Consider the following 25,440-nt stretch of genomic DNA (forward strand, 5'->3'; position numbering starts at 1 on the left):
TTCCAGACGAGCTTTAACCTCACGAACGGAGTGGACATGGGATTGTTGGACGGCAAGGTTGCGGTAGTGACCGGCGGAGCCCAGGGCATCGGGCTCGAAATTGCGCGCACCTTCATCAAGGAAGGCGCGACCGTCGTTCTCGGCGACATCAACGAAACCGTGGGAACGGCTGCGGTCGCCGAACTCGGTGGAGAGTCGGTCGCCCGTTTCGCTTCCTGCGACGTGCGTGACTCCGGACAGGTCGAGGCCATGCTCGATCTGGCCGAAAGCGCTTTCGGTCCAGTCGATGTCATGGTCAACAACGCCGGCATGACGCGCGACGCCACGATGCGGAAGATGACCGAGCAGGACTTCGACGACGTGATCGCCGTTCACCTCAAGGGCGCCTGGAACGGAACACGCGCTGCCGCCGCCCGCATGCGCGAGCGTGAGACGGGCGCGATCGTGAACATCTCGTCCATCTCCGGCAAGGTGGGCATGCTCGGGCAGACCAACTACTCGGCCGCGAAGGCCGGGATCGTCGGTCTGACGAAGGCCGCGGCAAAAGAGGTCGCGTTCAAGAACGTTCGCGTCAACGCCGTTCAGCCCGGACTGGTCCGCACGGCGATGACCGAGGCGATGCCCGAACGGATCTGGAACGAGAAGCTTGCCGAGATTCCGATGGGGCGCGCAGCCGAGCCTTCGGAAGTTGCTTCGGTTGTGCTGTTCCTCGCGAGCGACCTCTCGAGCTACATGACCGGCACGGTTCTCGAGATCACCGGCGGCCGCCACATCTGATCCGTCCTGTTCGAGTGCAAGAATTCAGAGTGTGAGAATTCTGGGTGTAAAACTTCTGGGGTGACTACTGACATGGGACAGCCGAACTCGGATCTTCCGCTCGACGGAATCACCGTAGTTGCACTCGAACAGGCGGTGGCGGCACCGCTCGCCACCAGACATCTCGCGGACATGGGTGCGCGGGTGATCAAGATAGAACGCGTCGGCGAGGGTGACTTCGCGCGTCACTACGACCAGGCGGTTCACGGTCAGGCATCACACTTCGTGTGGCTCAACCGTTCCAAGGAATCGATCGCCGTCGACGTGAAGTCGGAAGCCGGCCGGCAGATCCTTCTCGATCTGGTCGCGCGAGCCGATGTGTTCCTGCAGAACCTGGCTCCCGACGCAGCCGCGAGACTGGGGTTCGGCGCGGAGGAACTGCGCGATAAATACCCACGGCTCATCGTGATCGACATGTCCGGCTACGGCAGTGCCGGCCCGCGGCGCGAGCGCAAGGCCTACGACATGTTGGTCCAAGCCGAGACCGGAATGATCTCCGTGACAGGCACACCGGAGACGGCCACCAAGACCGGCATCCCGGTCTCCGACATCGCGGCAGGAATGTACGCGCTGACTTCGATTCTGAGCGCCCTGTTCCGTAGAGAGCGAACGGGCAAGGGAGCGCTCGTCGAGGTCTCGATGTTCGATTCCACCGTCGAGTGGCTGGGCCATCCGATGTACATGAAAATGTATGCGGACAAGCAGATTCCACGTGTCGGTCTCGGCCATGCCGCGATCGTTCCCTACGATTCGTATCCCACGGCCGACGGCGAAATCCTGATCGGCGTCCAGAACGATCGTGGATGGCGAGCGCTGATGGTGGACGTGTTCGAGCGAGAGGATCTGGTCGATCATCCGCGTTACCGCACCAACATCGTGCGCGTCGAAAACCGTGGCGAGGTAGACGAATTGGTGGGCTCTCTGACGCGTCTGTACTCGACGACAGATCTGGATCAGCGTCTGGCCGCCGCTGGTGTTCCGGCCGCGGCACTCAACGACATGGCCGGTCTGCTGGAACATCCGCAGCTGGAGAAGCGTGCCAGGTGGCGGTCCGTGGGCACCGAGAACGGTCCGATCGATGCCGTGCTGCCTCCGATGACGTATTCGGATGTCGAAATGCGCATGGGTGACGTTCCAGCACTCGGCCAGCAGACGGATTCTCTGCTGGCCGAGTTGGGACTTACGGGCGACCGGATCGCGGAACTTCGCCGCGACGGATCGATCGGTTAACGCTTCTAGCGTCGCAGGTTCTCGAACACCGCGGCAATCCCTTGTCCGCCACCGATACACATGGTCTCGATCCCGTACCGTGCCTGGCGCCGGTCGAGTTCGCGCAGCAGATTGGCGAGGATCCGCCCACCGGTAGCGCCGACAGGATGTCCGAGCGAGATCCCGGAACCGTTGACGTTGAAGCGCTCCTCGATGTCCTGCGCGCTCAATCCCCAAGCCTTGGCGCACGCGAGAACCTGGGCGGCGAAGGCCTCGTTGACTTCGATGAGGTCGATGTCGTCCAGCGACAGATCGACACGGGAGAGAGCCTTCGCCACGGCAGGCACCGGTCCGATGCCCATCCGGTTCGGCTCCACACCGGCCACACCCCAGCTGACCAGTTTCGCGAACGGCCGCAGGCCCAGTCGTTCGGCGTTGGCCGCAGTGGTGACGATGGCCGCGGCTCCGGCGTCGTTCTGGCCGCAGGCGTTTCCGGCGGTGACTGTTGCTTCAGGGTCGACGCGACCTCGAATGGGGCGCAGTGCAGCAAGATCGGACAGTTGTATCCCTCGGCGCGGATGCTCGTCTTGGGTGACGACTGTCTGCTCACCACGGCGTCCGGGCACCGAAACGGGAATCGTCTCGTCGTCGAAGTACCCACTGTCTTGGGCGTGAACGGCCCGTTCGTGCGATCGCACCGCGTATCGGTCCTGCTCGTCGCGGGTGATCGAGTACTCCCGGCGCAAGTTCTCGGCGGTCTCGATCATGCCGCCTTCCACCGGAAAGTTGACTCCGCCGGAGTTCGTGCGCGGTTTGGCCAATCGGTCGTGGAACTCGACGGAAGGGCGCTTTGTGCCCCAACGCATGTCGGTGGAGTAGAACTCGGTTCCGCTCATGCTCTCGGCGCCGCCGGCGATGACCAGATCACTCATCCCGGTCTGTACCTGCATCGCGGCGTAGATGATCGCCTGCAATCCCGAACCGCAACGGCGATCGAGTTGTATTCCGGGAACGGACACGTCGAGACCGGCGTCGAGTGCCGCGATTCGCCCGATGGCCGCGGCCTCTCCGTTGGCGTACCCCTGACCGAAGATGACGTCGTCGACATCGGTGGACGCAATGCCGGTTCGTTCGACGAGGCCACGCACAACAGTGCCGGCGAGAGTGGTGACGGGAACGTCCTTGAAGACTCCGCCGAATCCGCCCACCGGGGTGCGAACGGGTTCACAGATGACTGCGTCGTGCATGGAATGCGCCTGTCTCGAGGAGAGGTGGGGAATGCGTCGCGTGAACGGGCCGATCGAAGGGCCCGTCGCGACCTGGCCACTCGAATATCCAGCACGCGTGGCGCGGTTGTCAACAGCAGGAACGACCTGTTCGGACATAGTTTCCGCCATACGGTTCGTATGCGAAATCGACTTTGACACATATACCCTTCGGGGATTGAATGGATACAGCGTCTCTGCCGCACACACGTCGCGGCGGGATGAAAGTTCCTGGAGTCGAATCAATTTCGTCGACCGGGAGGGCACGAAGTACCGACTGACAGGTGGAACAGTGACTCGTTTGGCGCAGACGGCGGGATTGACCGAAACTCAGACCGATATCGTCGGGGCGGTACGCGAGTTCGTCGATCGTGTGGTCATCCCCGCGGCGCAGGAACTCGAACACTCGGATACGTACCCGACCGACATCGTCAAGCAGATGAAGGACATGGGTCTGTTCGGACTGACCATCGACCCCGAGTACGGGGGTATCGGCGAATCATTGCTCACCTACGCGCTGTGCGTCGAAGAATTGGCCCGTGGATGGATGAGCGTGTCCGGTGTCATCAACACGCATTTCATCGTGGCTCACATGATTTCGGCGCACGGGACGCCGGAACAGAAGGCGAAGTACCTGCCGCGTTTGGCTTCCGGGGAACTCACCGGTGCATTTTCCATGTCGGAGCCTGCCCTCGGTTCCGATGTTGCTGCCATATCGACCAAGGCGAAGCGGACGGACTCCGGCGATTACGTGATCACCGGCCAGAAGATGTGGCTGACCAACGGGGGTTCCTCGACCTTGGTGGCAGTCCTGGTCAAGACGGACGAGGGCGCGGAGAAGCCGCACAACAATCTGACGACGATATTGATCGAGAAACCCGCAGGTTTCGGCGAGGTACTCCCGGGCCTGACCATTCCGGGCAAGCTCGAGAAGATGGGGTACAAGGGAATCGACACCACGGAGATGATCTTCGACGGTTTCGAGATCGGAGCCGAGGAGGTTCTCGGTGGCACCCCTGGCTCGGGATTTCGGCACATGATGGACGGCGTCGAGGTCGGCCGGGTCAACGTCGCCGCGCGTGCCTGCGGAATTGCCCAGCGCGCTTTCGAACTGGCTGTCACCTACGCCAAGCAACGCGAGACTTTCGGCAAGCCGATCGCCGAGCATCAGGCCATCGCGTTCCGGATCGCCGAGATGGGCACCAAAGTCGAAGCGGCACATCTGATGATGGTCAACGCTGCCAGGCTCAAGGACTCGGGTGAGCGCAACGATGTCGCCGCGGGTATGGCGAAGTATCTGGCGAGTGAATTCTGCTCGGAGGTCACCCAGGACAGCTTCCGTATCCACGGCGGATACGGCTATTCCAAGGAATACGAGATCGAGCGGTTGATGCGTGAGGCGCCGTTCCTTCTGATCGGTGAAGGCACCAGCGACATCCAGAAGCAGATCATCAGCAAGGGCCTGCTTCGCACGTACAACTGAGCCGAGAAGCGGCACCGCGAATATGCGCGGTGCCGCTTAGTCGTGTCGGGTCAGCGGGAGGACGTCAGCGGGTGAAGGCCAGGGTTGTCACCGGTGACCGGTTGCCGTATGCGTCAACGGCTTCGACGCGGGCTTCGTATGCGGTGCCCGCTGCGGCATCGGGAATCGGAATGTCGAGGCTGTTCGGCCGCGGCATGAAGTAGAAGTCCGAGAGCACCTTCGACGAGACCACCTTCGCTCCGGTGGCTGTGTCCGTGACCTCGACGGCGTAGTGGTGCACCATCTGATCGTCCTTGGCCTGCGCGATCCTCAGTGCGGTCGCACCGTTTTCGCCGGTCGTCACCGAGAGCGGAGTGCTCGAGGTGAACTCCGGCGCGTGCGTGTTCCGTGCGCCCGAGGTGTAGCGGAAGTTGTCCTTGATCTGCTGGTTGGTCGACCCGTCGAGTTCGACCGTCCACCCCGAACCGCTCAGCGTGCCCGCGCTCGAGTACGGCGGCTGCCAGTTGGCTGACCACGCGCCACCGGCGTAGATGTCGTGCTTGTCTGCCGCCATGTTGATTCGGTTGATTTCCGTGCGGTCCTGGTAGACCTCGACGAAGAGCGCTTGGGCAGTGGGTGATTCGAAACGGTTCGCGAGACCGGACTCGGTCACCATCTGGTAGCCGTGATCGATTTCGATGTACGACATCGAGCCGTCGTTGACCGACGTGAAGTCACGCTGATGGATCGACCGGTCGTCGTTGTTGTTCAGATGTGAGTGCCCGGAGAAGAAGATTGCCTGAGGGAAGGCACTCAGGTCTTCGGTCAATCGAGGGTTCGACGCCTGCTGCCCGTCCATGGCTGTGTTGCTTGCCGGCCGGTGTCCCTGGACCAGGATCGGCTTGGTCAGGTTCCCGGACTCCGCGGTGATTTCGGTCAGGCGGGACTTCAGCCAATTGCGTTGCGCTGAATCATTGTTGTAGGTTTCGGTGTTGACCGTGAAGAGATGGACACCATTGACGTCGGATTCGTAGTATCCGCCACCGGAATCCGGGAACCACTCCGCCGGGTATCCGGCTCTGATCGCCGCGAGACTTGCATCGTGATTGCCGTTGGAGATCAGGAGTTGTGTGTCGTTCATGCCCTTCCGGGCGAGGTTTGCCTGGAAGATTTCTGCGACGATCTTGTGGTCGGGCCCCTTGCCGTCTCCGTTGTCGTTGATCATGTCCCCGTTGGAGAGGATAGCGTCGGGTTTCGGGAAGATGGAACCGATTGTGTCGAAGAAGCTTTCGTACTTCTTGTCGTTGTTCGCGTGATCGCCGACGTGGACGTCGGACATCACGACGACCTGAGCCAGCGGCTTTTCCGAGGTCTTGATCAGGTAGCCGAACGAGACGGCCGCACTCGCGTGATCGCCTCGGAAAGCTGCGACAGTGACGTTGGTGTCCTGTGCGATGTGCAGCGGACGTCCCGGCGTGTCAGCTTGGCTGTCGGTGGTGGGTGTCGTTCCGTCCAGGGTGTAGCGGACGGTGGCGCCGCGCTCGGCGGTGAAGGTCAGGTCGACGGGGTGCTCGTACCGTCCGCCGGGGACGCTGACGCCGGGCGCTGCGGGCGGCGTGTTGTTCTCGCCCGAAGAGCTGCCCCATTCGAAGGACGAACTGCCCCAGCCGGGTTCGGCGTGGGATTCGGCGGGGGCGATGCCGGGAACGGCGAGAGCCGCTGTCACGGCTGCTATCGCGATGGTCGTACGTCTCACGAGGATTCCTTGTCTTCGACGCGGTGGTTCAGACCTATCCGTAATTGGTCTGGACCAATTACGGTAGGTGGCGCCGGGTAGAAGAAGGTGTGTCCTGAATGTCCGATTAATGAAGCGTGTGTGAACACCCTGCAGTGCTTGGTACCGGTATACCTGTCTGCGTTTATGGCAAAGTCGATGGAGTGGACCTACGTCAGATCGAGTACTTCCTTGCCGTTGCCGGTGGTGAGTCCTTGTCGACGGCTGCGCAGAATCTGTCGGTCACCAAGCCGTCGCTGTCGCAGGGTATTCGTGGCCTCGAGCGCGAACTCGGAGTCGAACTGTTTCACCGTGTCGGTCGCGGTTTGGTGCTGACGGCAGCAGGTCGGGCGTTGGTAGGGCCGGCGAGGCAGATGACTCGCAGCAGCGCGGCCGCGTTCGACGTCGCGATCGGTACGGCCGACGAGCCTCGTGGCCGGCTCGACATCTGCTCCGCGGCACATGGTCTCGAAGGTCCGATCGCGCGCATCGTGGCAGACTTTCGTGAGCGGTGGCCTGCTGTGACCGTTCGGGTCGGTGAGTTGCCGCAGGGTGCAACGTCTGAGCAGGTGTTGGCAGACGGCGCGTGCGAGGTGGTCTTCAGCTATTGGCCACCCGACATGTCGGCGCTGTCCACGAAAGTGTTGGGGGTGAACGAGTACTGGCTGGCAGTGCCGTCGGGGGTTCATCCCGACGTTTGGCCGAATGGTGTGAAACCCGCTGCGGGAGAGCCGGTGTCATTGACGGCATTGCCCGATCTCCCCGTGGTGGGTGTGCTCAAACACTCGCGGGCTCGGCTTGCCATCGAGTCGTCTCTGCAGGCCGCCGGGGCCCGGACTCGGATGTCGACGGAGTTGGCGCAGCGGGAGACCGTCGGCGCGTTCGTCTTTGCTGGTTTGGGCATGGCATTCATGGAGCGTTCGTTGGCCGAGAGGTCGGTCGCGTCCGGCGCGGAGATATTTCCGGTGGAGCCGGCGATCTCACTGAATTACGGCGTCGAGTTCGATCCGGAGACGCTCTCGCCGTTGGGCAGGCTGTTCGTGGAGGGCTTGTGACGTGGGGAGATGTTCTCGATGTACGCAGACCCGGCCGGTGAGAGCGGGCCGTCGCGGTAGACCAAGATCGTCTGCCGGGTGATCGGTGGGAAAAGCGAGCGAACCTCAGATGCCGGTGAGTCTTGTTCGGCGATCGATCTGGGCAGCAGCGCGGCGCCTACACCTTGCCCGACCATTTCCCGGACAGCAAGGCGATCTGGCACTTCCACGACGACGTCGGTGAGTTCCAGATCGTCGTCGATCGAGTGCCCGCGCCGAACTGCGGATGCCTCGACCACCATTGGCAGGTGCGCGACCACGGTGCGCGGAACCGGATCGGGGAGGTCTGTGGCCAGGCGAATGGGGATCGACAAGACCGTTTCCTGGGTGCTCACGGCAATTTCTCGAAGCCCGTCGGAGACTTCGGTACCCGGGTGGGTCTCGAGAAACCCGAGTTCACACGTACCTGCTCTGACGAGCGCGCGCACGTCCTGTGCGTTGGCGGAGGCGTTCGTGGAGAACCGAATTCCGGGTGCCGTCAGATGGAGGCGTCCGGCGACCTCTGCAACAGGGTCGATGGCGAGATCGGACTGAACTGCTATGGCGAGTTCCCCGGCGCGCAAGGCGGTTACCGCAGCCACCGCGGCCTCGGCCCGAGCAACGTCGGCGAGCAACGTACGGGCAGAATCGGCAACTGCCAGTCCGACCGTGGTGGGAGCCAGACCGCGAGTGGTGCGCTCGAAGAGTGTGGCTCCGAGAGCTCGTTCGAGGTTGCGCACGGCCTGCGAGAGGGACGGTTGCGAGATACGCAGGACGTCCGCGGCGGCAGTGACGCTGCCGTGATCGACGACCGCGACGAGATACTGCGCGCTGCGTATGTCCATGCCGGGTGCCTGCATCTGACGAATTCTCCCAGATGACGGAGCCTTGGCGGCGGTGACTTGCTGCGACCTGCGGACATAGGTCTGAGCTATGGCTCTGTGCGCCTTCTCGTCTTTGTGGCGCAGGCCATAGCGATGGTCGACTGTTCCAGTACCACCGACCGCGGTTCGTGCTCGGTGAGTACCTGGAACACAGGAGCGTGATGTGAGCGAGCTTCACCTACCCAACCGGATACGCCACTCGGCGTCGACACGGCCGTCCGATCCGGCAATCACGTGCGGCGACCGAACGTTGACTTGGGCTGAGCTGGATGGCGAGACCAGCACCTTGGCGAGTGCGCTGGCAGAAGTGACCACAACGGGTGCTCGTGTCGGTGCGCTACTGCGTATGGGGCTCGAAGGTGCGGAAACCTTCATCGCATGTGCGAAGGCAGGCGCTGTGTTCATACCGTTGAACTGGCGGCTCAACCCACTCGAACTCGTCGACATCGCCGAGGACGCGGAGCTCGACGTCTTGATCGTCGATGACGAGTTCGCCGCGGGGGCGGCGGCGATGTCCGCAGCGTTGCCGGACATCGAGGTCATAACCGTGGGAGCTGCAGGGGGCCTGCCGGATTCGCGAACCTGGGCGGAGTTCGTGGCATCAGGTACCGGTGTCGACCCCGGACACGGGCACGATCCGGACGCAGCAGTTCTGCAGCTGTACACGTCCGGGACAACCGGCCGGCCCAAGGGCGTCGTGGCCACGCACCGGAATCTGTACAACGAGCCCGAGGGGTTCGATGTCTACGAATTCGGTTCGAATGCAGTCGCACTCGATGCACTTCCCCTCTTTCACATCGCCGGTGCCGGCTGGATGAGTACATGCTTGTCGGCCGGAGTGCCTTTGGTGCTGCTCGGAGACATGGCGCCGGCTCGGGTCGCTGATGCCATCGCGACCCACCGCGTCACCCACGCATTTCTGGTGCCTGCAGTCATTCAGACGCTGGTAGATCTGCCGACTCTCGACAGTTTCGATCTGACCAGCCTGGAGGTGGTCGCCTATGGGGCGTCACCGATCACTCCGGCGCTCCTCGCCCACGCGATGACTGTCTTGAACTGCAAATTCGTTCAGCGATACGGGATGACTGAGACGACGGGTTCGGTATCCGTCCTTCGTGCTTACGACCATCATGTGAGCGGGCCGCGTTCGGAGTTGCTTCGCTCTGCGGGCAAGCCGATGATCGGCGTCGAGATCTCGATTCGAGACGTCACCACTGGTGAGGAATTGCCGCCCAATAATTCCGGTGAGATCGTCGCGCGCAGTAGAAACAACACTCGCGGATACTGGCGACGTGACCGTGAGACCGCCGAATTGTTCACCCACGACGGTTTCCTCCGAACGGGGGACGCCGGCCATCTGGACGACGAGGGGTATCTGTTCGTCACCGATCGACTCAAGGACATGATCATCACCGGCGGAGAGAACGTCTATCCGATCGAGGTGGAATCCATTCTGGCCGAGCACCCCTCGGTCGCCGAGGTCGCGGTGGTCGGGGTTCCCGACAAGCGCTGGGGTGAATCCGTGACCGCAGTGGTCAAACTGGTCGACGGTGCCGACGTGCCGAGCGTCGACGAGTTGATCGCTTTCAGCACAGCGAAGTTGGCGTCGTACAAGAAACCTCGCCAGATCCATTTCGTGGACTCCCTACCTCGCAACGCGAGCGGAAAACTGCTCAAGTCGAGCCTGCGGACCATGCTGAACGCGAGCGGAGAAGCATCATGATCGTGACCGAAGACGTCGGTGTCGCACAACGTGAGGCATGGGCGAACAAAGTCCTTCCACCGGTCGAACAGGTGCGGGACGGATTGTGGTCGATCCCTGTTCCTATGCCGGACAACCCTTTGCGCTACGTACTCGTCTACGCACTCGCGCTCGACGACGGACTTGCCCTCATCGACGTCGGTTGGGATCACGAACAGTCCTGGCAGGCTCTCGTCGACGGCATAGCATCGATCGGATACCACGTTTCCGAAGTGCGCTATGCGGCAATCACGCACCTGCATCCCGATCACTTCGGCCTGGCGCCGCGTCTTCGGCAGGTCAGCGGCGCGACACTTGCGATGCACGTGGCCGACGCGACGCTCCTCGGGTACCACGGGCCCGAACAGACCCGCGACGACATCAGTGGCTGGAACCTGCAGTTGTCCGAACTCGGCGCACCGGCCGAAGTGCTCGACGCGTCTCGGGTCGACCTGGTGCGGTTCGCTGAGCACGAAACCATCGACATTGTTCTGGGAGAAGGGGATTCACTCGACCTGCCCGGTTGGAATCTCCGCGCCCAATGGACACCGGGGCACACTCCCGGACATCTCTGTTTCGTGGAAGAGGACAGAGGCTTGTTGTTCAGCGGCGATCACATGCTGCCGAGGATCAGCCCGAACATCTCCACGATTCCCGGTGAACTCGAGAACCCACTTCATCGTTATCTTCTCTCGCTCGAGGCGACGACAACACTGGGCGAGTGCGAAGTGCTTCCGGCACATGAATATCGATTCCGTGGGATCGCCGATCGTGCACGTCAATTGATGGGGCATCACGAGGAGCGATTGGCGGAGATCGTGGCTGCGGTGCAGGATGAGCCTGAATCCACGGCCTGGGAACTCTCACGCACGATCTCCTGGTCTCGCCCGTTCGAACAGATGTCGCCGCGACTACTTCGCTTGGCAGTCCGCGAAACCCAGGCTCATCTTGTTGTTTTGGCCAAGCGGGAGATCGTGACACCGTCCGGCGGCACACCCGTGCGCTGGAGCATTCGCGCGCAGTGACCTTTCAAGAATCTCATCACGGAAGTAGGAACCGAACATGAGCGTCGTGCTCACCGACTTCGCCGACGGCGTTGCCGTCATCACCCTCAATCGTCCCGAGGCCAAGAACGCGGTCAACCTGGAACTCGCACAGGCACTCGCCGCCGCGATCGACGAGTTCGAGGAACGCCCCGATCTCACCATCGGCATTCTGACCGGATCTGGTGGAACCTTCTGCGCCGGTATGGATCTGAAGGGATTTGCGCGCGGAGAGCGGCCATCGCTACCGGGTCGTGGTTTTGCCGGTCTGACCGAGGCACCGCCGTCGAAGCCGCTGATCGCAGCCGTCGAAGGTTGGGCACTCGCCGGCGGTTGCGAACTGGCCTTGGCAGCCGACTTGATCGTGGCGTCCACGGACGCGAAATTCGGCCTGCCCGAAGTGAAGCGGGGACTTGCCGCGGCCGCCGGCGGACTCCTACGTCTGCCGAAAATTCTTCCGTATCAGTTGGCCATGGAAATCGCGATCACGGGGGATCCACTCAGTGCCACCGTGGCGCATCATCACGGCTTGGTCAATCGGCTCGCCGAACCGGGACACGCGCTGACCGTCGCACGCGAGCTTGCGGCCCGAGTAGCGGCTAACGGTCCACTGGCTGTTCGCGCGACCAAGCAGGTACTGGCAATGTCCGCCAAGTACACCGATCCGGATGCCTTTGTCGCGCAACGCGAATTCATCGATCCGGTCTTCACCTCTCGTGATGCCAAGGAGGGCGCCACGGCATTTGCCGAGAAGCGCTCTCCCGTGTGGAGTGGTTCATGAGTGCCGAGACGATCGAGCGTGCGGCCGTAAGCATCGAACGAGACGGTGCTGTCGCGACGATTGTTCTCTGTCGGCCGCACCGCCGCAACGCTCTCGATCTCGACGCCTGGATCGCTCTACGTGAAGCAGTCCTCGAACTTCAAGAGGACGCGCAGATTCGCTCGGTGATCCTGACCGGCGCGGATGGGACCTTCTGCGCGGGCTCCGATCTGGACAAGCGTGGCTCGTCGCACCCGCTCGATCGCATGCGTGTCATCAACGCAACGGCAATCGCACTGAGTGAGTTTCCCAAACCTCTGGTGGCGAAGGTCGACGGGTTTGCCGTCGGAGCCGGATGGAACATGGCGTTGCTCTGCGACTTCGTCGTGGCGGCCAAGGGTGCGAAGTTCAGCCAGATCTTTGCCAAACGGGGGTTGTCTGTCGACTTCGGTGGTTCGTGGATCCTGCCGAGACTGGTCGGCCTCCAACAAGCCAAGCGACTGGTGATGCTTGCCGAGACGATCGACGCACAGGAAGCCTACGAGCTCGGGTTGGTGACTTATCTGGTCGAACCGGCCGAGCTGGACGAACACACGTCAACACTGGCGCAGCGGCTCGCCGCCGGCCCGCCGGCCGCACTGAGTCAGTCTGCCGCCATGCTCGAACGTCACACCTCCCTCTCGTTGCGGGAGGCCTTGGACAACGAGGCGAGGGCGCAAGCGGTCAATTTTGCGACGGATGCCACCGACGCGGTTCGTGCCTTCGTGGAAAAGCGGGAGCCGATCTTCACCGGAGAGTGGGCCGTACCAGGGGCAACTCGGGTGGAGTGAGCGACGGATCGCTGGTCGTATGATGGATGAGTGGATCTGCACTTCGTCACCTACTTCGTCGCTGTTGTCGACCACGGTGGGATAACGAAGGCCGCTCAGGCTCTCTACATTTCGCAGCCCTCGCTGTCACAGGCAATTCGTACGCTCGAGCGTCGACTCGGCGCCACGCTGTTCGACCGGACGGGCAGGCGGTTGGTTCTTACCGACGCGGGCCGCACGTTCGATCTCGCGGCCAGGAGAATCCTTGCCGACGTCGAGCGCGCGAAGGCGAAAGTGACCGCCGTTCGCGAACTCGAGTTCGGTCGTGTCGACGTCGTCTCGTACTCGGCGTTCTCGATCGATCCGATGGTCGAGTTGGTCCGGCGATTCCGGGCCAACTTCCCGAAGATCGTCGTGCGTGTTCTCGACACGTACGGCCCGGCCGGGGTCGACAATGCGTTGCGGCGAGGGTCGGCCGAGGTCGGCGTCACCGATCTGAGTATCGGGTACGAAGGTTTGGTCACGGCTCCGATTGCCACTCAGGAGTTGGTGCTCGCCACCCATGCGTCGTTGTCCGGCCGACTTGCAACGCCGTTGGCGGATCCGGTTCCGCGAGCGCTCTTGCACAGTTTGCCGCTTGTGGTCGATCTCGGTGATCAATCGAATCAGTTCCGGGGCTTGCTCAGCGAAGGCGCCGAGAACGTAGTCGTGGACTGTGTCCACCCTGTGACCACGTGGGAACTCGTGCGTCGAGGAATCGGCGCCACTGTAGTGCCGAGAAGGGTTGCACAACAGCAGATGACAGACGTCTGCGCCTTCTCCTTCGATCCGCCGCTGACACGCGACGTCGGTATCGTCTATCGCTCGGGCGAGCAATCCCCGGCGGCCGCTGCATTCATCGCGACGGCTGCGGAAATGGCCACCTCCGCCGTTCCGTCCACGGAAGAGGAGTGAACTGTGGAGTTCCGGCAGATGGAGTACTTCCTCGCAGTGGTCGAGAACAAGGGGATCAACGGCGCCGCAGCGGCTCTCGGCGTTGCTCAGCCGACCGTGTCACAAGCGTTGCGCGGGCTCGAACGTGAACTGGGAGTGAGGCTGTTCCACCGCATCGGGCGCGGCATGGTGCTCAGTGCTGCCGGTCGCAGTCTGGTCGGCCCGAGTCGACAGGTTTTGCGAGACGTAGCTGCGGCGGCTGAACAGTTGACGGCATCCGATGGCGCCATCGTCGGTCGCCTCGACATCATGGCTTTCCCTGCACTGACCTCGGGGACGATCGTCGATCTGATTGCGGAGTTCTGTCGACGGTATCCGCAAGCACGAGTCAGATTCTCGGAACTCGAGCGTGAGGACAATCTGGAAAGTCTCATCCGGGACGGCCACTGCGAATTCGCGGTGGCTCATCTGCCGCTCGAGGCGGGCGAAGGGCTCGAAATCGTCGAATTGGGGGAGCAGGAATACCGCCTGGTCTACCCGGCTGGAACGGAACTACCCGAGGGGCCGGTACGCCTTTCGGAAATGCCGGACATTCCCATGGTATTCGTTCCTCGCGGGGCAGCGATGGGTGACGCGATCGAAGATTCGATCCGAAAGGCCGGTACCAGAACGGAACTCGCGGTGGTGACCGAGCAACGGGAGTCGCGGCTCCCGATGGTCATCGCCGGACTCGGCGGTTCGTTGGTCGAGCGCTCGGTGGCGAAATCGATGCCTGGTCAGGTGGTGGAACGGGCCTGCGAGCCGAGATTCCTGCGTGCGTACGGTCTCGCCTTCGACCCCTCGACGTTGTCGCCGGTGGGACAGGTATTCGTGAACCTTATCCACGAGTACCTGTCCGACGAACGCCGGTCACAGCACTAGAGTCGGCAGATTCGTTCTCGCGCGGCAGAGTACTCGGCGGCGAGACGCTCTACTACTGCATGCGTCGGAAGGACTGCATCGATCGCTCCGATGCCCTGTCCGGCGCCCCAGATGTCACGCCAGGCCTTGGTATCGGTGTCGTTGGTCGCGAAACTCATTGCGGATGGATCGGATTCGGCCAGGTTGTCGGGGTCCAAGCCGGCGGCAACGATGCTGCCCCGCAGGTAGTTTCCGTGTACTCCGGTGAACAGGTTGGAATAGACGATGTCGGAGGCCCCTGAACCCACGATCATCTCCTTGTACGCAGGATTCGCGTTAGCCTCTTCGGTTGCGATGAAAGCTGATCCGACGTATGCCAAATCGGCCCCGGCCGCGAGCGCAGCGAGAATCGAATCACCATGAGCGATGGCACCTGACAACAGCAGTGGACCGGCGAACCACTCACGAATCTCCCGAATCAGGGCAAACGGTGACTGCCTACCGGCATGACCACCGGCCCCGGCAGCTACCGCGATCAGTCCGTCGGCGCCCTTCTCGATCGCCTTGCGTGCAAAGCGATTGTCGATGACGTCATGGAGAACGATTCCGCCGTATGCGTGGACTGCGTCGTTGATGTCGGTGCGAGCGCCGAGGGACGTGATGACGATCGGAACCTCGAACTCGGCGATGGTCGCCAGATCCTCTTCCAGGCGGTTGTTGGACCGGTGGACGATGAGGTTGACGGCAAATGGCGCCGACGGATTCTCCGGGTGCTCACGATCATGTTCCTCACGAGCCACGGTGATCAGTTTGAGCCAATCCCGAAGTGCCGACTGCGGACGAGCATTCAGTGCCGGGAAGGACCCGATGATGCCAGAGGTGCACTGCGCGATGACGAGGTCAGGAGTCGAGATGATGAACATCGGTGAAGCGAGAACCGGGACACGCAGTTGCGACGTCAGGTCTGCGAAGGTCGTCACCTGGAACCGCCTTTCTGATCGACGGATTCGAGAAGTCTCGAGCGGAGGTCGGTCTTGAGGACCTTACCGGCAGCCGATGTCGGAAGGAGTTCTACCTCGACGACTTCGCGAATCTTCTTGTACGGCAGCACCTGCTCGGCGACGAACGCCTTGATCTGCTCGGCGTCGAACTCGGCACCCGGAATCATCACCACGAAGGCTACGGGCTCCTGGCCGTTGCTCCCCACTTCGCGGCCGACAACCGCGGCAGTCGAGATCGCCGGGTGCGAAACCAGAATCTCTTCGAGTTCCCGCGGATAGACGTTGTACCCCTTGTAGATGAGCATGTCCTTGGCCCGGTCACAGATGAAGAGGTATCCGTCCGAGTCCAGGTACGCGATGTCTCCCGTGTCCAACCAGCCGTCGACGAACTGTTCTGCGGTGGTTTCCGGGTGTCCGAGATAGCCGTCGGTGACCTGAGGCCCACGCACCCACAGTTCGCCGCGTTCGTTCTCGCCCAGAACGGTCTTCCGGTCGAGCTGATCGCGAATCTGGATTTCGGTGTCGAAGATCGGGAGGCCGACGCTGCTCTGCCGATATTCCGAGCCGTTGATCAGCGGAGCGGCCGTGACCACACAGGTGGCCTCGGTCAGCCCGTACCCTTCGACGACGAGCGCTTTGGGAAATGCCCGGCGGAGTGCGGCGAGCGTGACACTGTCGATCGGGGCGGCACCCGAAGACACGACGCACACGCTGTCGGTGTTGCGCACCGTAGCGTCGGGATGAACCGACAGTGCGTGCCACATGGCGGGAGACCCGGTGAGATAGGTGGCCTCGTGCTTTTCGATCAGCTCGAGCATCCGGCCGGGTTCGAACCGACCGGCGAACACCTGGGTGAGACCGGAAATCAACAGGAACGACGTGTTGAGCAACGAATGTGCGTGGAAGAGAGGGGAGACCACGATGGTCGCCCCGGTCCCGGGCGTCGGACCGAGCACGTCGAGGCCGTCGATGCGTCGAGGCGTGACGAGACCGTCAGGACCTGCTTCCAACTCGTGACCGGTTCTCCACCCACACATCTGCGTGATGTTGCCGACGACGTTGCGGTGAAGAACACGAACACCTTTGGAGACTCCGGTGGTTCCGCCGGTGAACGCGATGTGTGCGATGTCGTCGCTACGAACCGAGGCAGGGGTGAATTCGGTGGGTAGATCGGCGATGAAGGAGTCGAATGCGACGACCGACTCCGGTGTGTCGAGCGCGCCCTCGGTGTCCTGGACCATCACGATCGTACGCACGGAGGTTCCTGAAGCGGCCGCGAGCAGTACGTGCAGCTGCGAACTCTGAGTCACTGCAGCAACGGCGGACGTCTCTTCGATCTGCTTGCGCAGGCCGAGCTCTGGCTGCAGTGGGTTGACCAATGTGACTGTCGCCCCGGCCTGTAGGCATCCGTAGTAAGCCTGGAGGAACTCGACGCAGTTCCCGAGGTGCATCAACACCACGTCGCCGACGCCCACCCCGGCTTGCCGCAGTGCGCCGGCGAATTGCGCACTGCGCTGACCGAGTTCGCGGAAGGTGCACGTACGCTCGCCGTCCACGACGGCGAGGCGGTCACCGTAGAGCGCCGCCATGCTGGGCGCCCAGTACGCCATGGTGGTATCCGGGTAGTGCATGTTGTGCCGCAGTTGTGGATTGGCGATCACGCTGGTGCCCGTCACCGGGGAGCCATTCGGATAGCGCCGTCGAGTCTGATGGTCTCGCCGTTGAGGTAGCCGTTCTCGAGCATCGAGACGGCGAGCTGGCCGAACTCGTCCGGACGACCCAGTCGTGAGGGATTGGGAACAGAGGCTTCGAGGGCCGTGCGCACGTCTTCGCGTAGGCGCGCCAGCAGGGGAGTGTCCATGATGCCGGGAGCAATGGTGTTTACGCGGATTCCGCGGCTGGCGAGATCGCGGGCAGCGGTGACCGTCATACCGACGATGCCGGCTTTGGACGCTGTGTAGTTGATCTGACCGATCTGACCTTCGAATGCTGCGACCGACGCCGTCATGATGATGGCACCTCGCTCACCGTCCACTGCGTCGAGTTCCGCCATCCGCTCGGCGCCGAGACGGAGTGCGTTGAACGAACCGACAAGATTCAGCTTGACGACGAACTCGAAATCTTCGACCGATCCGGCTTTTCCGTCCTTGTCGAGAATGCGCATACGACGCCCGGCGCCCGCGCAGTGGACGACGCCGCGGAGGCCGCCGCGCTCGTGCGCCGCGTCGAGTGCTTCGGCGAATTGTTCGCTGTCGGTGACGTCGGCCGGGGCGAATTGTGCGGCAGCACCGAGATCGGCCGCCACCTGCTTACCGTCGGACGAAGGCAGATCGATCAACGTGACCTGCGCTCCGGCGTCGAGCAACCGTCGAGCGGTTGCCAGGCCGAGGCCTGAAGCGCCGCCGGTGATCGCGGTGGAAAGTCCCTCGAGTTTCATGAATCAATTCTTCTTTCCTGCTGGATGACGTGTCGGCCCGAAAGCGTTGTCGGGTCAGATCAATTCGAGAATGGTCGCATTGGCCATGCCGCCGGCCTCGCACATCGACTGGAGACCGTATCGAATTCCGTTGTCGCGCATGTGATGTGCCAGGCGAGTCATCAAGATCGCACCTGATCCGCCGAGTGGGTGGCCGACCGCGATAGCGCCGCCGAGCGGATTCACACGATCGATGGCTGCGCCGGTTTCAGCCTGCCAGGCAAGCGGGACGGGGGCGAATGCCTCGTTGATCTCGAAGGCGCCGATGTCGTCGATGGACAATCCGGAGCGGTCCAATGCCTTTGCGGTGGCGGCAATCGGACCGGTGAGCATGATGACCGGGTCGTCGGCTGCGACCACTGCGGTGTGAATACGAACGAGCGGCTTCCACCCGCGTGCCCGGGCGTACTCGCTGGTCGTGACGAGTGTGGCGCCCGCCCCGTCGGAGATCTGAGAAGAGTTGCCGGCGTGGATGGCACCGTCGGTGTCGAAGGCCGGGGGCAACTTCGCGAGCGACTCCACACTTCCGCCTCGCCGAATGCCTTCGTCCTGGGACAAGCCCGCGATCGGAGTGATCTGCCCGGTGAATGCCCCTTCATCGGTGGCACGGGCCGCGAGTTCGTGTGAGCGGAGGGAGTATTCGTCCAGAGCTGTTCGTGTGAGTGCCCATTTGCGGGCCATCATCTCGGCGCCGGTCCCCTGGCTGAAACCGTCCACCCCGTAGCGTTCGAGTACCGAAGCCGGAAAATGCTCACCGTTCTTGCTGGCGGTACCCATCGGTACTCGTGACATCGATTCGACGCCTCCGGCTACGACCACGTCGTTCTGACCGGAGATGACGGTGGCCGCAGCAAAGGAAACTGCCTGCTGGCTCGATCCGCAGGCCCGGGTCAGCGTGACGCCGGGAACGCTGTCGGGCCAGCCGGCAGCGAGTGCCGCTGTGCGGGCGATGCTTCCGGCCTGCTCGCCGACCTGACTGACGCAACCCCAGATCACGTCGTCGACCGTCGCCGCGTCGAGTCCGGTCCGTTCAGCGAGCGCACGCAGTACATGGGCGGACAACTCGGCCGGATGGATCTCCGAGAGGGCGCGGCCGCGACGGCCGATCGGTGTACGTACTGCGTCGACGATGACGGCATCTCGCATGTATCTCTCCTGCTGTTCGTGCCCGGTTCTGCGACTGTGCGGTCGGGGCGTGTCTCGAGTCGATCACGAGCGGGTCGACCCGGCAATGTCTTTCGGTGAATGGCTTTGTTAGCGAATGGCTATACGTGGAGTACTCAGCCTCGGATGAGCTTGCGATCGCGCTCGGGATTGGCGAAGACGAGGACCAGAACCGCGGCGATCACTCCGATGACGCCGATTGCCTGGAAGGACTGGGCGTAACCGTCGGCCGGGGTTGCAGCGTTGTCCACGATGACTCCCGTTGCGTAAGGAGCAATCAGGCCACCGATCGACATGATGGCGAGGAAGAATCCCATCGTTCCGGCAGTCTGCTGCGGCGGGCACAGCTCCGAGATCGCAGCGTTGATGAGCGGGAAGGTGATTGCCGAGAACCCGTAGCCGATCGAGACCATGGCGACAGCGACGATGGGAGTGGAGATCTGTGGCAGGAACAGGAGAATCGATCCGCAGATCAGAACGCCGACACAGGGAACGATGACGCGAACCGTACGAGAGGTGAAGCCGCGGCCGATCAACTTGTCCGTGACGGAACCGGAGGTGATCATGAGGACGAGACCGACGATCGAGGGCAGCGCGAACATCGAACCGGCCTGCATAGCACTGTATCCGAGGCCGACCTCGAAGTACGACGGCAACCAGGTGAGAACGACGGTGGTCAGCGCGTAGATGGTCGCGATGAGGAAGCAGCAGCTGACGAAGGTGCGGGAGAGCAGGATCTTGCGCCACGGAACGTTGGGCTCGGTGACCGCCTTCGTGGCTGTCCCGGCTGCCTCGGGTGCTTCTGTATCTGCAGTCTTGGTCGCCTTGACGGCCTTGCTCGTGTACGGGCCCTCGGACCAACCGGCCAGCCAGCAACCCATCCACACGAGACCGAGAACGGAGAGCGAGAGAACCGCTGCGCGCCAGCCGTAATGAACGGCGATGAAGGTCAGTACCGGCGCGAGGGCGATCTTTGCGACAGAGGCGGATCCGGCGAGCATTGCGCCGGGAAGGCCGCGCTTGGCCGGCGGGTGCCACGAGTACGCCGCGGTGTGCATCAGCGCCGAACTGGGGCCTTCGGCAAATCCGAGGAGCATGCGCGAGACGATCAACATCGCGAGGCTGGCGCCGAGAACGAGGGGGAGCATGACCACGGACCAGATTGCGGCCAGGATCAACAGCGCCCAACGCAGGGTCAGGTACTTGTTGAGCGGTCCGGCGAGGAATCCACCGATGCAGAACATCAGGAAGAAGAGCGAGCCGACCATGCCGATTTGCGAAGACTTCAGTCCGAGCTCACGAGCGAGGGGCTGAGCGATGATTCCGAGGACTGCCTTGTCCGCGTAGTTGACGATGTAGAGGAAAACGACGAGCCCGGTCATCGTCCACGCACGCTTGCGGGTACCGAAGACGGGAACTGCTGACGAATCTGGCGTTGCTGTTGCTTCGGGCTGGACGTCGTTACGCTGTGGCGCGATGGGGGTCACGTGGCGTCCCTTCGAGACTGGTGGGCGGATGCGATCGTGCTCGAAGCGCGGCCTCGAAGCGATCGATGGTGGTGTGTTTGCCGGCTGACTCATTCAACGTGTTCTGGATCACTTTGAGCAATGTCGCGTCGATGATCGGAACGATAGCGGTTGCCTATGTATCGCAGGTCAGGCCATATTGGTACGCCCTATCGGACGCATAGCCGATGAGTGTTGGATCGAATGCGGAACATTGAGGCAAGGTGAGATCAGGATCACCCTGTCCCCTTGACCGACTGGAGTTCATACATGCAGCGCACCGTGTTCAACGAGGATCACGAGGCATTCCGGGCAACCGTTCGCGATTTCATCGCGAAGGAAGTAACCCCGGTCCACGAGAAGTGGGAAGAGGACGGTCACCCGCCCCGTGACTTCTACCGACGACTCGGAGAGCTGGGCGTACTCGGAATTCAGGTGCCGGAGGAATACGGCGGAGGCGGCGAGAAGTCGCTCAAGTTCAACGTCGTCGTCGCCGAGGAAGTTGCTGCCGCCGGGGCGTCGTTCGGCTCGCAGTCGGTGCATACGAACCTGATCCTGCCCTACCTGCTCGAGTACGCGAACGAAGAACAGAAGAGCCGCTGGTTGCCGGGCTTCGCTTCCGGAGATCTGATGTTCGCGATTGCGATGACCGAACCGGGAACAGGATCGGATCTGGCGAACATCGCGACCACGGCCAAGCTGTCGGAGGACGGTACGCACTACGTGGTCAATGGTTCCAAGACGTTCATCACCGGTGGAGTACTTGCCGACCGCGTCCTGGTGGTGTGCCGTACCGCGCCCAGCACAGCGGAGAACCGGCGCACGGGGTTGTCGATTCTGGTGATCGATACGTCGTCGCCCGGATACTCGGTGGGGCGCAAGATCAACAAGATCGGGCTCAAGACCTCCGACACTGCGGAGCTTTCGTTTGTCGACGTCAAGGTGCCCGTCGAGGACCGACTCGGAGAAGAGGGCGACGGCTTCAGCTATCTGACCCACAACCTGGCTCAGGAGCGGTTGACCATCGCGTTCGGAGCGGCCGCCACTGCCAGTGCAGCGCTTCGCTTTGCCACCGACTACGTCAAGGACCGCAAGGTGTTCGGCAAGCCGGTCGCGGCCTTCCAGAACACCAAATTCGTTCTGGCCGAATGCGCTACCGAGGTTGATGCCATCCAGCTGGTGTCCGACAACGCACTCGAATGTCATGACCGCGGCACTCTGACGATTCCCGACGCAGCGAAGGCGAAACTGTTCTGCACCGAGGCGGCAGGTCGAGTGATCGACAAGTGCCTCCAATTGCACGGCGGGTACGGCTACATCACCGAGTATCCCATCGCGCGTCTTTACGCAGACACGCGTGTCACACGAATCTACGGTGGCACAAGTGAAGTCATGAAGACCATCATCGCGAAGGATCTTGGTCTCTGACGCACTCTCGACATGTTCTCGGCCTCGGAACAAATGTTCCGAGGCCGAAAACATCTTCCGGGTAGGTCAGTTCGCCGGAACCCCGACGACGCCGTCCGCGATCAGCGTCGAGGCGTGATCGGCGTTGGTTCCGAGGATGTCGGCGAGCACCGCGATCGAATCGCCGCCGACCTCGGAGGCGGGTCCGGTACCCAGGTGTGCGCCGTCGAACGAGGCAGGATTGGCGGCAGCCAGGTAGCTTCCGATTCGAGGTTGATCGAGTGCGGAGAACATCGGGTTGTTCTCCAGTTCGCCAGATTTCACCACTTCCTCGAAACTGCGGTACCTCTCGAACAGAACCGACGATGTGTCCAGCGCTGCAGCGATCTCGGCGCCGCTGTGTTCCCGGAACCAATGTGAGAACAGAGCAGTGAGTACCTCTCGATGACGGTAGCGATCCGCTTCGGTGGAGAAGTCGGCTCCGAGTGCAGCTTCGACAGCGTCGACAGCCGCCGTGGTGCCGGTGACCGACGCAAGGTCGCGGAAATGGCGGGTAGTGAGTGCAACGATCATGAACCGGTCGTTGTCGCTGGAGACGAAATCGATTCCGTACGTGCCGTAGACGGCGTTTCCGCCGGACTCGCGACTGCGACCGTTCACTTGTACTTCGGTGAGGTAACCGAGGGTTCCCGCGGTGGCCAATGCGACGTCTTCGAGTGGGAGCGTGATCCGAGATCCATGTCCGGTCGAGTCACGTTGGCGCACTGCGGCAGTGATCGACAGGGCGGCGTAGAGCCCGCATGCGACGTCCCAGGCGGGCAGTGCGTGGTTGACAACTCCGGCGTAGTCGGCGGGGCCGGTGATCTGTGGAAATCCCAAGGCGGCGTTGACCGTGTAGTCGACTCCGGGGCTGCCGTCGCGGCGTCCGAGGATCTCGAGGGTGATGACGTCGCTACGCAACTGGGCCAGGGAGTCGTGGCTCATCCACTTACGGCCGCCGGCGTTGGTGACCAGGATTCCGCCGCCAGGTCCCGGCGCCGTGACCAGTTGGCGTATCAGTTCTTGGCCGCGTTCGGCGCGCATGTCCACTGACAGTGACCGTTTGCCTTTGTTGAGTCCGGTCCAGTAGATGCTCTCGCCCTTGTCTGTGACGGGCCAGCGGTTGTAATCGGAGGCACCTCCGATCGGGTCGATCCGGATCACCTCGGCGCCGAGTTGGGAGAGCGTCAGTCCGCACAGCGGCGCGGCGACAAAGCTCGAGACCTCGACGATGCGAAGCCCGGACAGCGGGCCTGGGCTCTGAGTCATGTGTGGTCCTCCGTGATAGAAGAGTGTGTGTTCATGCCATCAACACGGTGAAACGCCAGTCGAGAACCGGAGTTTGTGTTGCAGAAGCATTGTGGGAGAACACGAGCGAACGCAGTTGCACTGCGGTTCCGTGTTCGAGGGGCGACGAGTTTTCGACGTGCAGTTCGCTCGTGAGGGTATCGCCCTCGTGAACGGGTCCGGTGTGATCGCACGAGTGCCACCCGAGAACCGTCACCACGTTGGGCAGAGCGCGAGTCGCCTGGGCGAGTGCGATCCCGATGGTGTGGCCGCCGTAGACGAGGCGACCGTGGGCGCCGACGCGGTCGTCGTGGTGCGTCGCTGCGATGTTCAAGCTCAGCCGGGCAAGTTCGGGTGCGCTGGAGACGACGTCGCCGCTGCTGTGGAAGACGGAGCCCACCAAATCGGAATCGAAGTGCCTGCCGGGTACCCGCTCTCGATACGTGTCGAGGTCCCAACCGTCAGGTGATACGTACGGAGCCGGTTCGGACGGACCGATCGCCCCGAGGTCGTCGGCGTGGCGAGTTCTCGCCTCGATCGGGTCGGGGCTCAGGGGGAGCATGGCGCAGCGGTAGAAGTCGAGGACCGTGTTGCCGTTCTGATCAGCAGACGTCATCCGTAGCGCGGCAAGTCCGGTGGCGCCGCGTCCCGGCTTGGCCGAGTTCTCGCGTAGACCGACAACCTCGGTGCGCGTGTACAGGGTGTCGCCGAGTACCGGGAAACGGTGGAATCGCAGTCCACGGTAGAAGAGGTTCGCCTTGACGTGGTGTGTGACCACGGTTGACTGGCCGATGGCGATGTCGGTGACCAGTCCTGGATTTGCCACTGGTGCACCGGAACCCGTGACGCTCGACGACAAGTGTGCGTCGAGAGGCAAGCGCATGCGGTCACCGAGGATCGCCTGATGGGAGGCGGCGAGTCCACTGGTCAACGTCACCGCGGGGGCTTCGTCGAAGATCTGACCATGGGTGAGCTCGTCGAAGTACGGGCCTCCCACGTAGTGCTCGCTCATACGGTGACTCCTTCGGCTCGGGCAAGCGTACGACGCGCTGCCACGGCCACAGCTTCGTCGAGCATCTGGCCGTCGAGTTGGGCGGCACCCGAACCCAGGGTTTCGGCTTCTTCGAGTGCGGTCAGTACCCGTCGGGCGTCATTGACGGCGTCGTCCGAAGGAGTGAATGCGGTAGTGGCCGAGTCGATCTGCGCCGGGTGGATGACCCATTTGCCGTCGAACCCGAGAGCGCTGGTCCAGTGCGCGGCGCGGCGGAAAGCGTCGTCGTCGGTGATGCCGAGAAAGGGCCCGTCGATGGCTGCGACGCCGGCTGCGCGGCAGGCGATCAGGATTCTGTCCTGGACGGCAAGCCAGTGTTCAGGCAGTGCCGAGCGTGAACGGCCGAGCGCTGCACCGAGATCGGCGTATCCGATGATCGCGGCTTGGAGACGAGGAGTCGCGCGGGCGATGGAGTCGGCATTCTGGACGCCGAGCGGAGTTTCGATCAGGGCTTGCAGGGTGGTGTGGTGCCCACCGGCAGTGAAGAGGATGTGCTCGGCCTCGAGTAGTTCGTCGGCGGACTCGACCTTCGGGACGATCACGCTCGTCAGCGATTCTCCGAGGGCGCCGCAGGCGATCAGGTCGTCGCGGGCCCATGGTGTGGTCAGGCCGTTGATTCGGACCGAGATGGTGCGCGCCCTACCGAACTCGTGCACCAAGGTGCTCACGAGGGTTCGCGCCAGGTCCTTGTTCGCCGAAGTGACGGCATCTTCGAGGTCGAGAATCACCTCGTCTGCGTTCGAGAAGAGTGCTTTGCGTGCCTTGCGCTCGTCTGAACCCGGCGCGACCAGGGACGCGCGACGTCTGGTGGCGCGGTAGTGGTTCTCGTCCATAGTGTGTC

The 25,440-nt window shown here is 62.6% G+C and carries 22 protein-coding genes; 11 read left to right on the top strand and 11 right to left on the bottom strand.

Features of this window, described 5'->3' with window-relative positions:
• The first annotated feature begins 36 nt into the window (after positions 1–36).
• Positions 37–777 (top strand): 3-oxoacyl-ACP reductase FabG, encoded by a 741-nt coding sequence (fabG, locus tag ASU23_RS07225; RefSeq protein ID WP_003940214.1) that lies wholly within the window; start codon positions 37–39, stop codon positions 775–777.
• Between the two features lie 72 nt (positions 778–849).
• Entirely contained in the window at positions 850–2,046 is a 1,197-nt protein-coding gene (locus ASU23_RS07230) for a CaiB/BaiF CoA-transferase family protein (RefSeq protein WP_007729534.1), read from the top strand.
• A gap of 5 nt (positions 2,047–2,051) precedes the next feature.
• On the opposite strand, the gene ASU23_RS07235 is transcribed toward ASU23_RS07230, so the two are convergent.
• Complete coding sequence (locus tag ASU23_RS07235) at positions 2,052–3,272, bottom strand: acetyl-CoA C-acetyltransferase (protein WP_007729531.1); 1,221 nt, start codon at positions 3,270–3,272, stop codon at positions 2,052–2,054.
• A gap of 310 nt (positions 3,273–3,582) precedes the next feature.
• Here ASU23_RS07235 and ASU23_RS07240 point away from each other — a divergent pair, with 310 nt between their 5' ends.
• Complete coding sequence (locus ASU23_RS07240; protein ID WP_007729528.1) at positions 3,583–4,773, top strand: acyl-CoA dehydrogenase family protein; 1,191 nt, start codon at positions 3,583–3,585, stop codon at positions 4,771–4,773.
• Between the two features lie 64 nt (positions 4,774–4,837).
• Here ASU23_RS07240 and ASU23_RS07245 read toward each other — a convergent pair whose 3' ends face one another.
• On the bottom strand, positions 4,838–6,508 hold the full coding sequence (locus ASU23_RS07245) for a chitobiase/beta-hexosaminidase C-terminal domain-containing protein (RefSeq protein ID WP_058037632.1): 1,671 nt from the start codon (positions 6,506–6,508) through the stop codon (positions 4,838–4,840).
• Positions 6,509–6,690: 182 nt separating this feature from the next.
• Here ASU23_RS07245 and ASU23_RS07250 point away from each other — a divergent pair, with 182 nt between their 5' ends.
• The gene (locus ASU23_RS07250; RefSeq protein WP_030537198.1) at positions 6,691–7,581 is read left to right on the top strand and encodes a LysR family transcriptional regulator; all 891 of its coding nucleotides are present in this window, start codon (positions 6,691–6,693) and stop codon (positions 7,579–7,581) included.
• Here ASU23_RS07250 and ASU23_RS07255 read toward each other — a convergent pair.
• On the bottom strand, positions 7,515–8,459 hold the full coding sequence (locus ASU23_RS07255; RefSeq protein ID WP_058037633.1) for a LysR family transcriptional regulator: 945 nt from the start codon (positions 8,457–8,459) through the stop codon (positions 7,515–7,517). The two genes, ASU23_RS07250 and ASU23_RS07255, sit on opposite strands and share 67 nt — an antisense overlap.
• Before the next feature lie 187 nt (positions 8,460–8,646).
• Between ASU23_RS07255 and ASU23_RS07260 the strand changes: the two genes are divergently transcribed.
• The 6 genes from ASU23_RS07260 to ASU23_RS07285 are packed head-to-tail and all read left to right on the top strand — an operon-like array spanning position 8,647 to position 14,690.
• The gene (locus ASU23_RS07260; RefSeq protein WP_003939977.1) at positions 8,647–10,206 is read left to right on the top strand and encodes a long-chain-fatty-acid--CoA ligase; all 1,560 of its coding nucleotides are present in this window, start codon (positions 8,647–8,649) and stop codon (positions 10,204–10,206) included.
• Entirely contained in the window at positions 10,203–11,249 is a 1,047-nt protein-coding gene (locus ASU23_RS07265; protein ID WP_058037634.1) for an MBL fold metallo-hydrolase, read from the top strand. The genes ASU23_RS07260 and ASU23_RS07265 overlap by 4 nt, the downstream gene beginning before the upstream one ends.
• 37 nt (positions 11,250–11,286) lie before the next feature.
• Positions 11,287–12,048, top strand: a complete 762-nt coding sequence (locus ASU23_RS07270) for a crotonase/enoyl-CoA hydratase family protein (protein ID WP_030537194.1) — start codon at positions 11,287–11,289, stop codon at positions 12,046–12,048.
• The gene (locus ASU23_RS07275) at positions 12,045–12,857 is read left to right on the top strand and encodes an enoyl-CoA hydratase/isomerase family protein (RefSeq protein WP_030537193.1); all 813 of its coding nucleotides are present in this window, start codon (positions 12,045–12,047) and stop codon (positions 12,855–12,857) included. Before ASU23_RS07270 ends, ASU23_RS07275 begins: the two co-directional genes overlap by 4 nt.
• Positions 12,858–12,887: 30 nt before the next feature.
• Entirely contained in the window at positions 12,888–13,790 is a 903-nt protein-coding gene (locus ASU23_RS07280; RefSeq protein ID WP_007729501.1) for a LysR family transcriptional regulator, read from the top strand.
• A 3-nt stretch (positions 13,791–13,793) separates the two neighbouring features.
• Complete coding sequence (locus tag ASU23_RS07285) at positions 13,794–14,690, top strand: LysR family transcriptional regulator (RefSeq protein ID WP_003939949.1); 897 nt, start codon at positions 13,794–13,796, stop codon at positions 14,688–14,690.
• Here the strand turns inward: ASU23_RS07285 and ASU23_RS07290 are convergent.
• The 5 genes from ASU23_RS07290 to ASU23_RS07310 all read right to left on the bottom strand — a co-directional run bounded on the left by ASU23_RS07290 (position 14,687) and on the right by ASU23_RS07310 (position 20,797).
• Positions 14,687–15,649, bottom strand: a complete 963-nt coding sequence (locus tag ASU23_RS07290; RefSeq protein ID WP_058037635.1) for a nitronate monooxygenase family protein — start codon at positions 15,647–15,649, stop codon at positions 14,687–14,689. The genes ASU23_RS07285 and ASU23_RS07290 overlap by 4 nt on opposite strands.
• Positions 15,646–17,301: a class I adenylate-forming enzyme family protein gene (locus ASU23_RS07295; protein ID WP_172827034.1), complete on the bottom strand. Its 1,656-nt coding sequence runs from the start codon at positions 17,299–17,301 to the stop codon at positions 15,646–15,648. Before ASU23_RS07295 ends, ASU23_RS07290 begins: the two co-directional genes overlap by 4 nt.
• A gap of 41 nt (positions 17,302–17,342) precedes the next feature.
• A complete protein-coding gene (locus ASU23_RS07300) occupies positions 17,343–18,107 on the bottom strand; it encodes an SDR family NAD(P)-dependent oxidoreductase (protein ID WP_007729494.1) in 765 nt (254 codons plus the stop codon).
• A 54-nt stretch (positions 18,108–18,161) separates the two neighbouring features.
• Positions 18,162–19,292, bottom strand: a complete 1,131-nt coding sequence (locus ASU23_RS07305; protein ID WP_030537190.1) for a thiolase family protein — start codon at positions 19,290–19,292, stop codon at positions 18,162–18,164.
• Between the two features lie 134 nt (positions 19,293–19,426).
• Positions 19,427–20,797, bottom strand: coding sequence for an MFS transporter (locus tag ASU23_RS07310; RefSeq protein WP_081305412.1), 1,371 nt, complete (start codon positions 20,795–20,797; stop codon positions 19,427–19,429).
• Between the two features lie 288 nt (positions 20,798–21,085).
• Between ASU23_RS07310 and ASU23_RS07315 the strand changes: the two genes are divergently transcribed.
• Positions 21,086–22,243: an acyl-CoA dehydrogenase family protein gene (locus tag ASU23_RS07315; protein WP_058037637.1), complete on the top strand. Its 1,158-nt coding sequence runs from the start codon at positions 21,086–21,088 to the stop codon at positions 22,241–22,243.
• A 66-nt stretch (positions 22,244–22,309) separates the two neighbouring features.
• On the opposite strand, the gene ASU23_RS07320 is transcribed toward ASU23_RS07315, so the two are convergent.
• The 3 genes from ASU23_RS07320 to ASU23_RS07330 are packed head-to-tail and all read right to left on the bottom strand — an operon-like array spanning position 22,310 to position 25,432.
• A complete protein-coding gene (locus ASU23_RS07320; protein WP_058037638.1) occupies positions 22,310–23,530 on the bottom strand; it encodes a CoA transferase in 1,221 nt (406 codons plus the stop codon).
• A gap of 31 nt (positions 23,531–23,561) precedes the next feature.
• A complete protein-coding gene (locus tag ASU23_RS07325) occupies positions 23,562–24,560 on the bottom strand; it encodes a MaoC family dehydratase (protein WP_030537188.1) in 999 nt (332 codons plus the stop codon).
• Positions 24,557–25,432: a CoA ester lyase gene (locus ASU23_RS07330; protein ID WP_030537187.1), complete on the bottom strand. Its 876-nt coding sequence runs from the start codon at positions 25,430–25,432 to the stop codon at positions 24,557–24,559. Before ASU23_RS07330 ends, ASU23_RS07325 begins: the two co-directional genes overlap by 4 nt.
• Positions 25,433–25,440 lie beyond the last annotated feature (8 nt).

It is taken from the genome of Rhodococcus sp. KB6 (genome assembly GCF_001445685.1).
GTDB lineage: Bacteria > Actinomycetota > Actinomycetes > Mycobacteriales > Mycobacteriaceae > Rhodococcus_F > Rhodococcus_F qingshengii.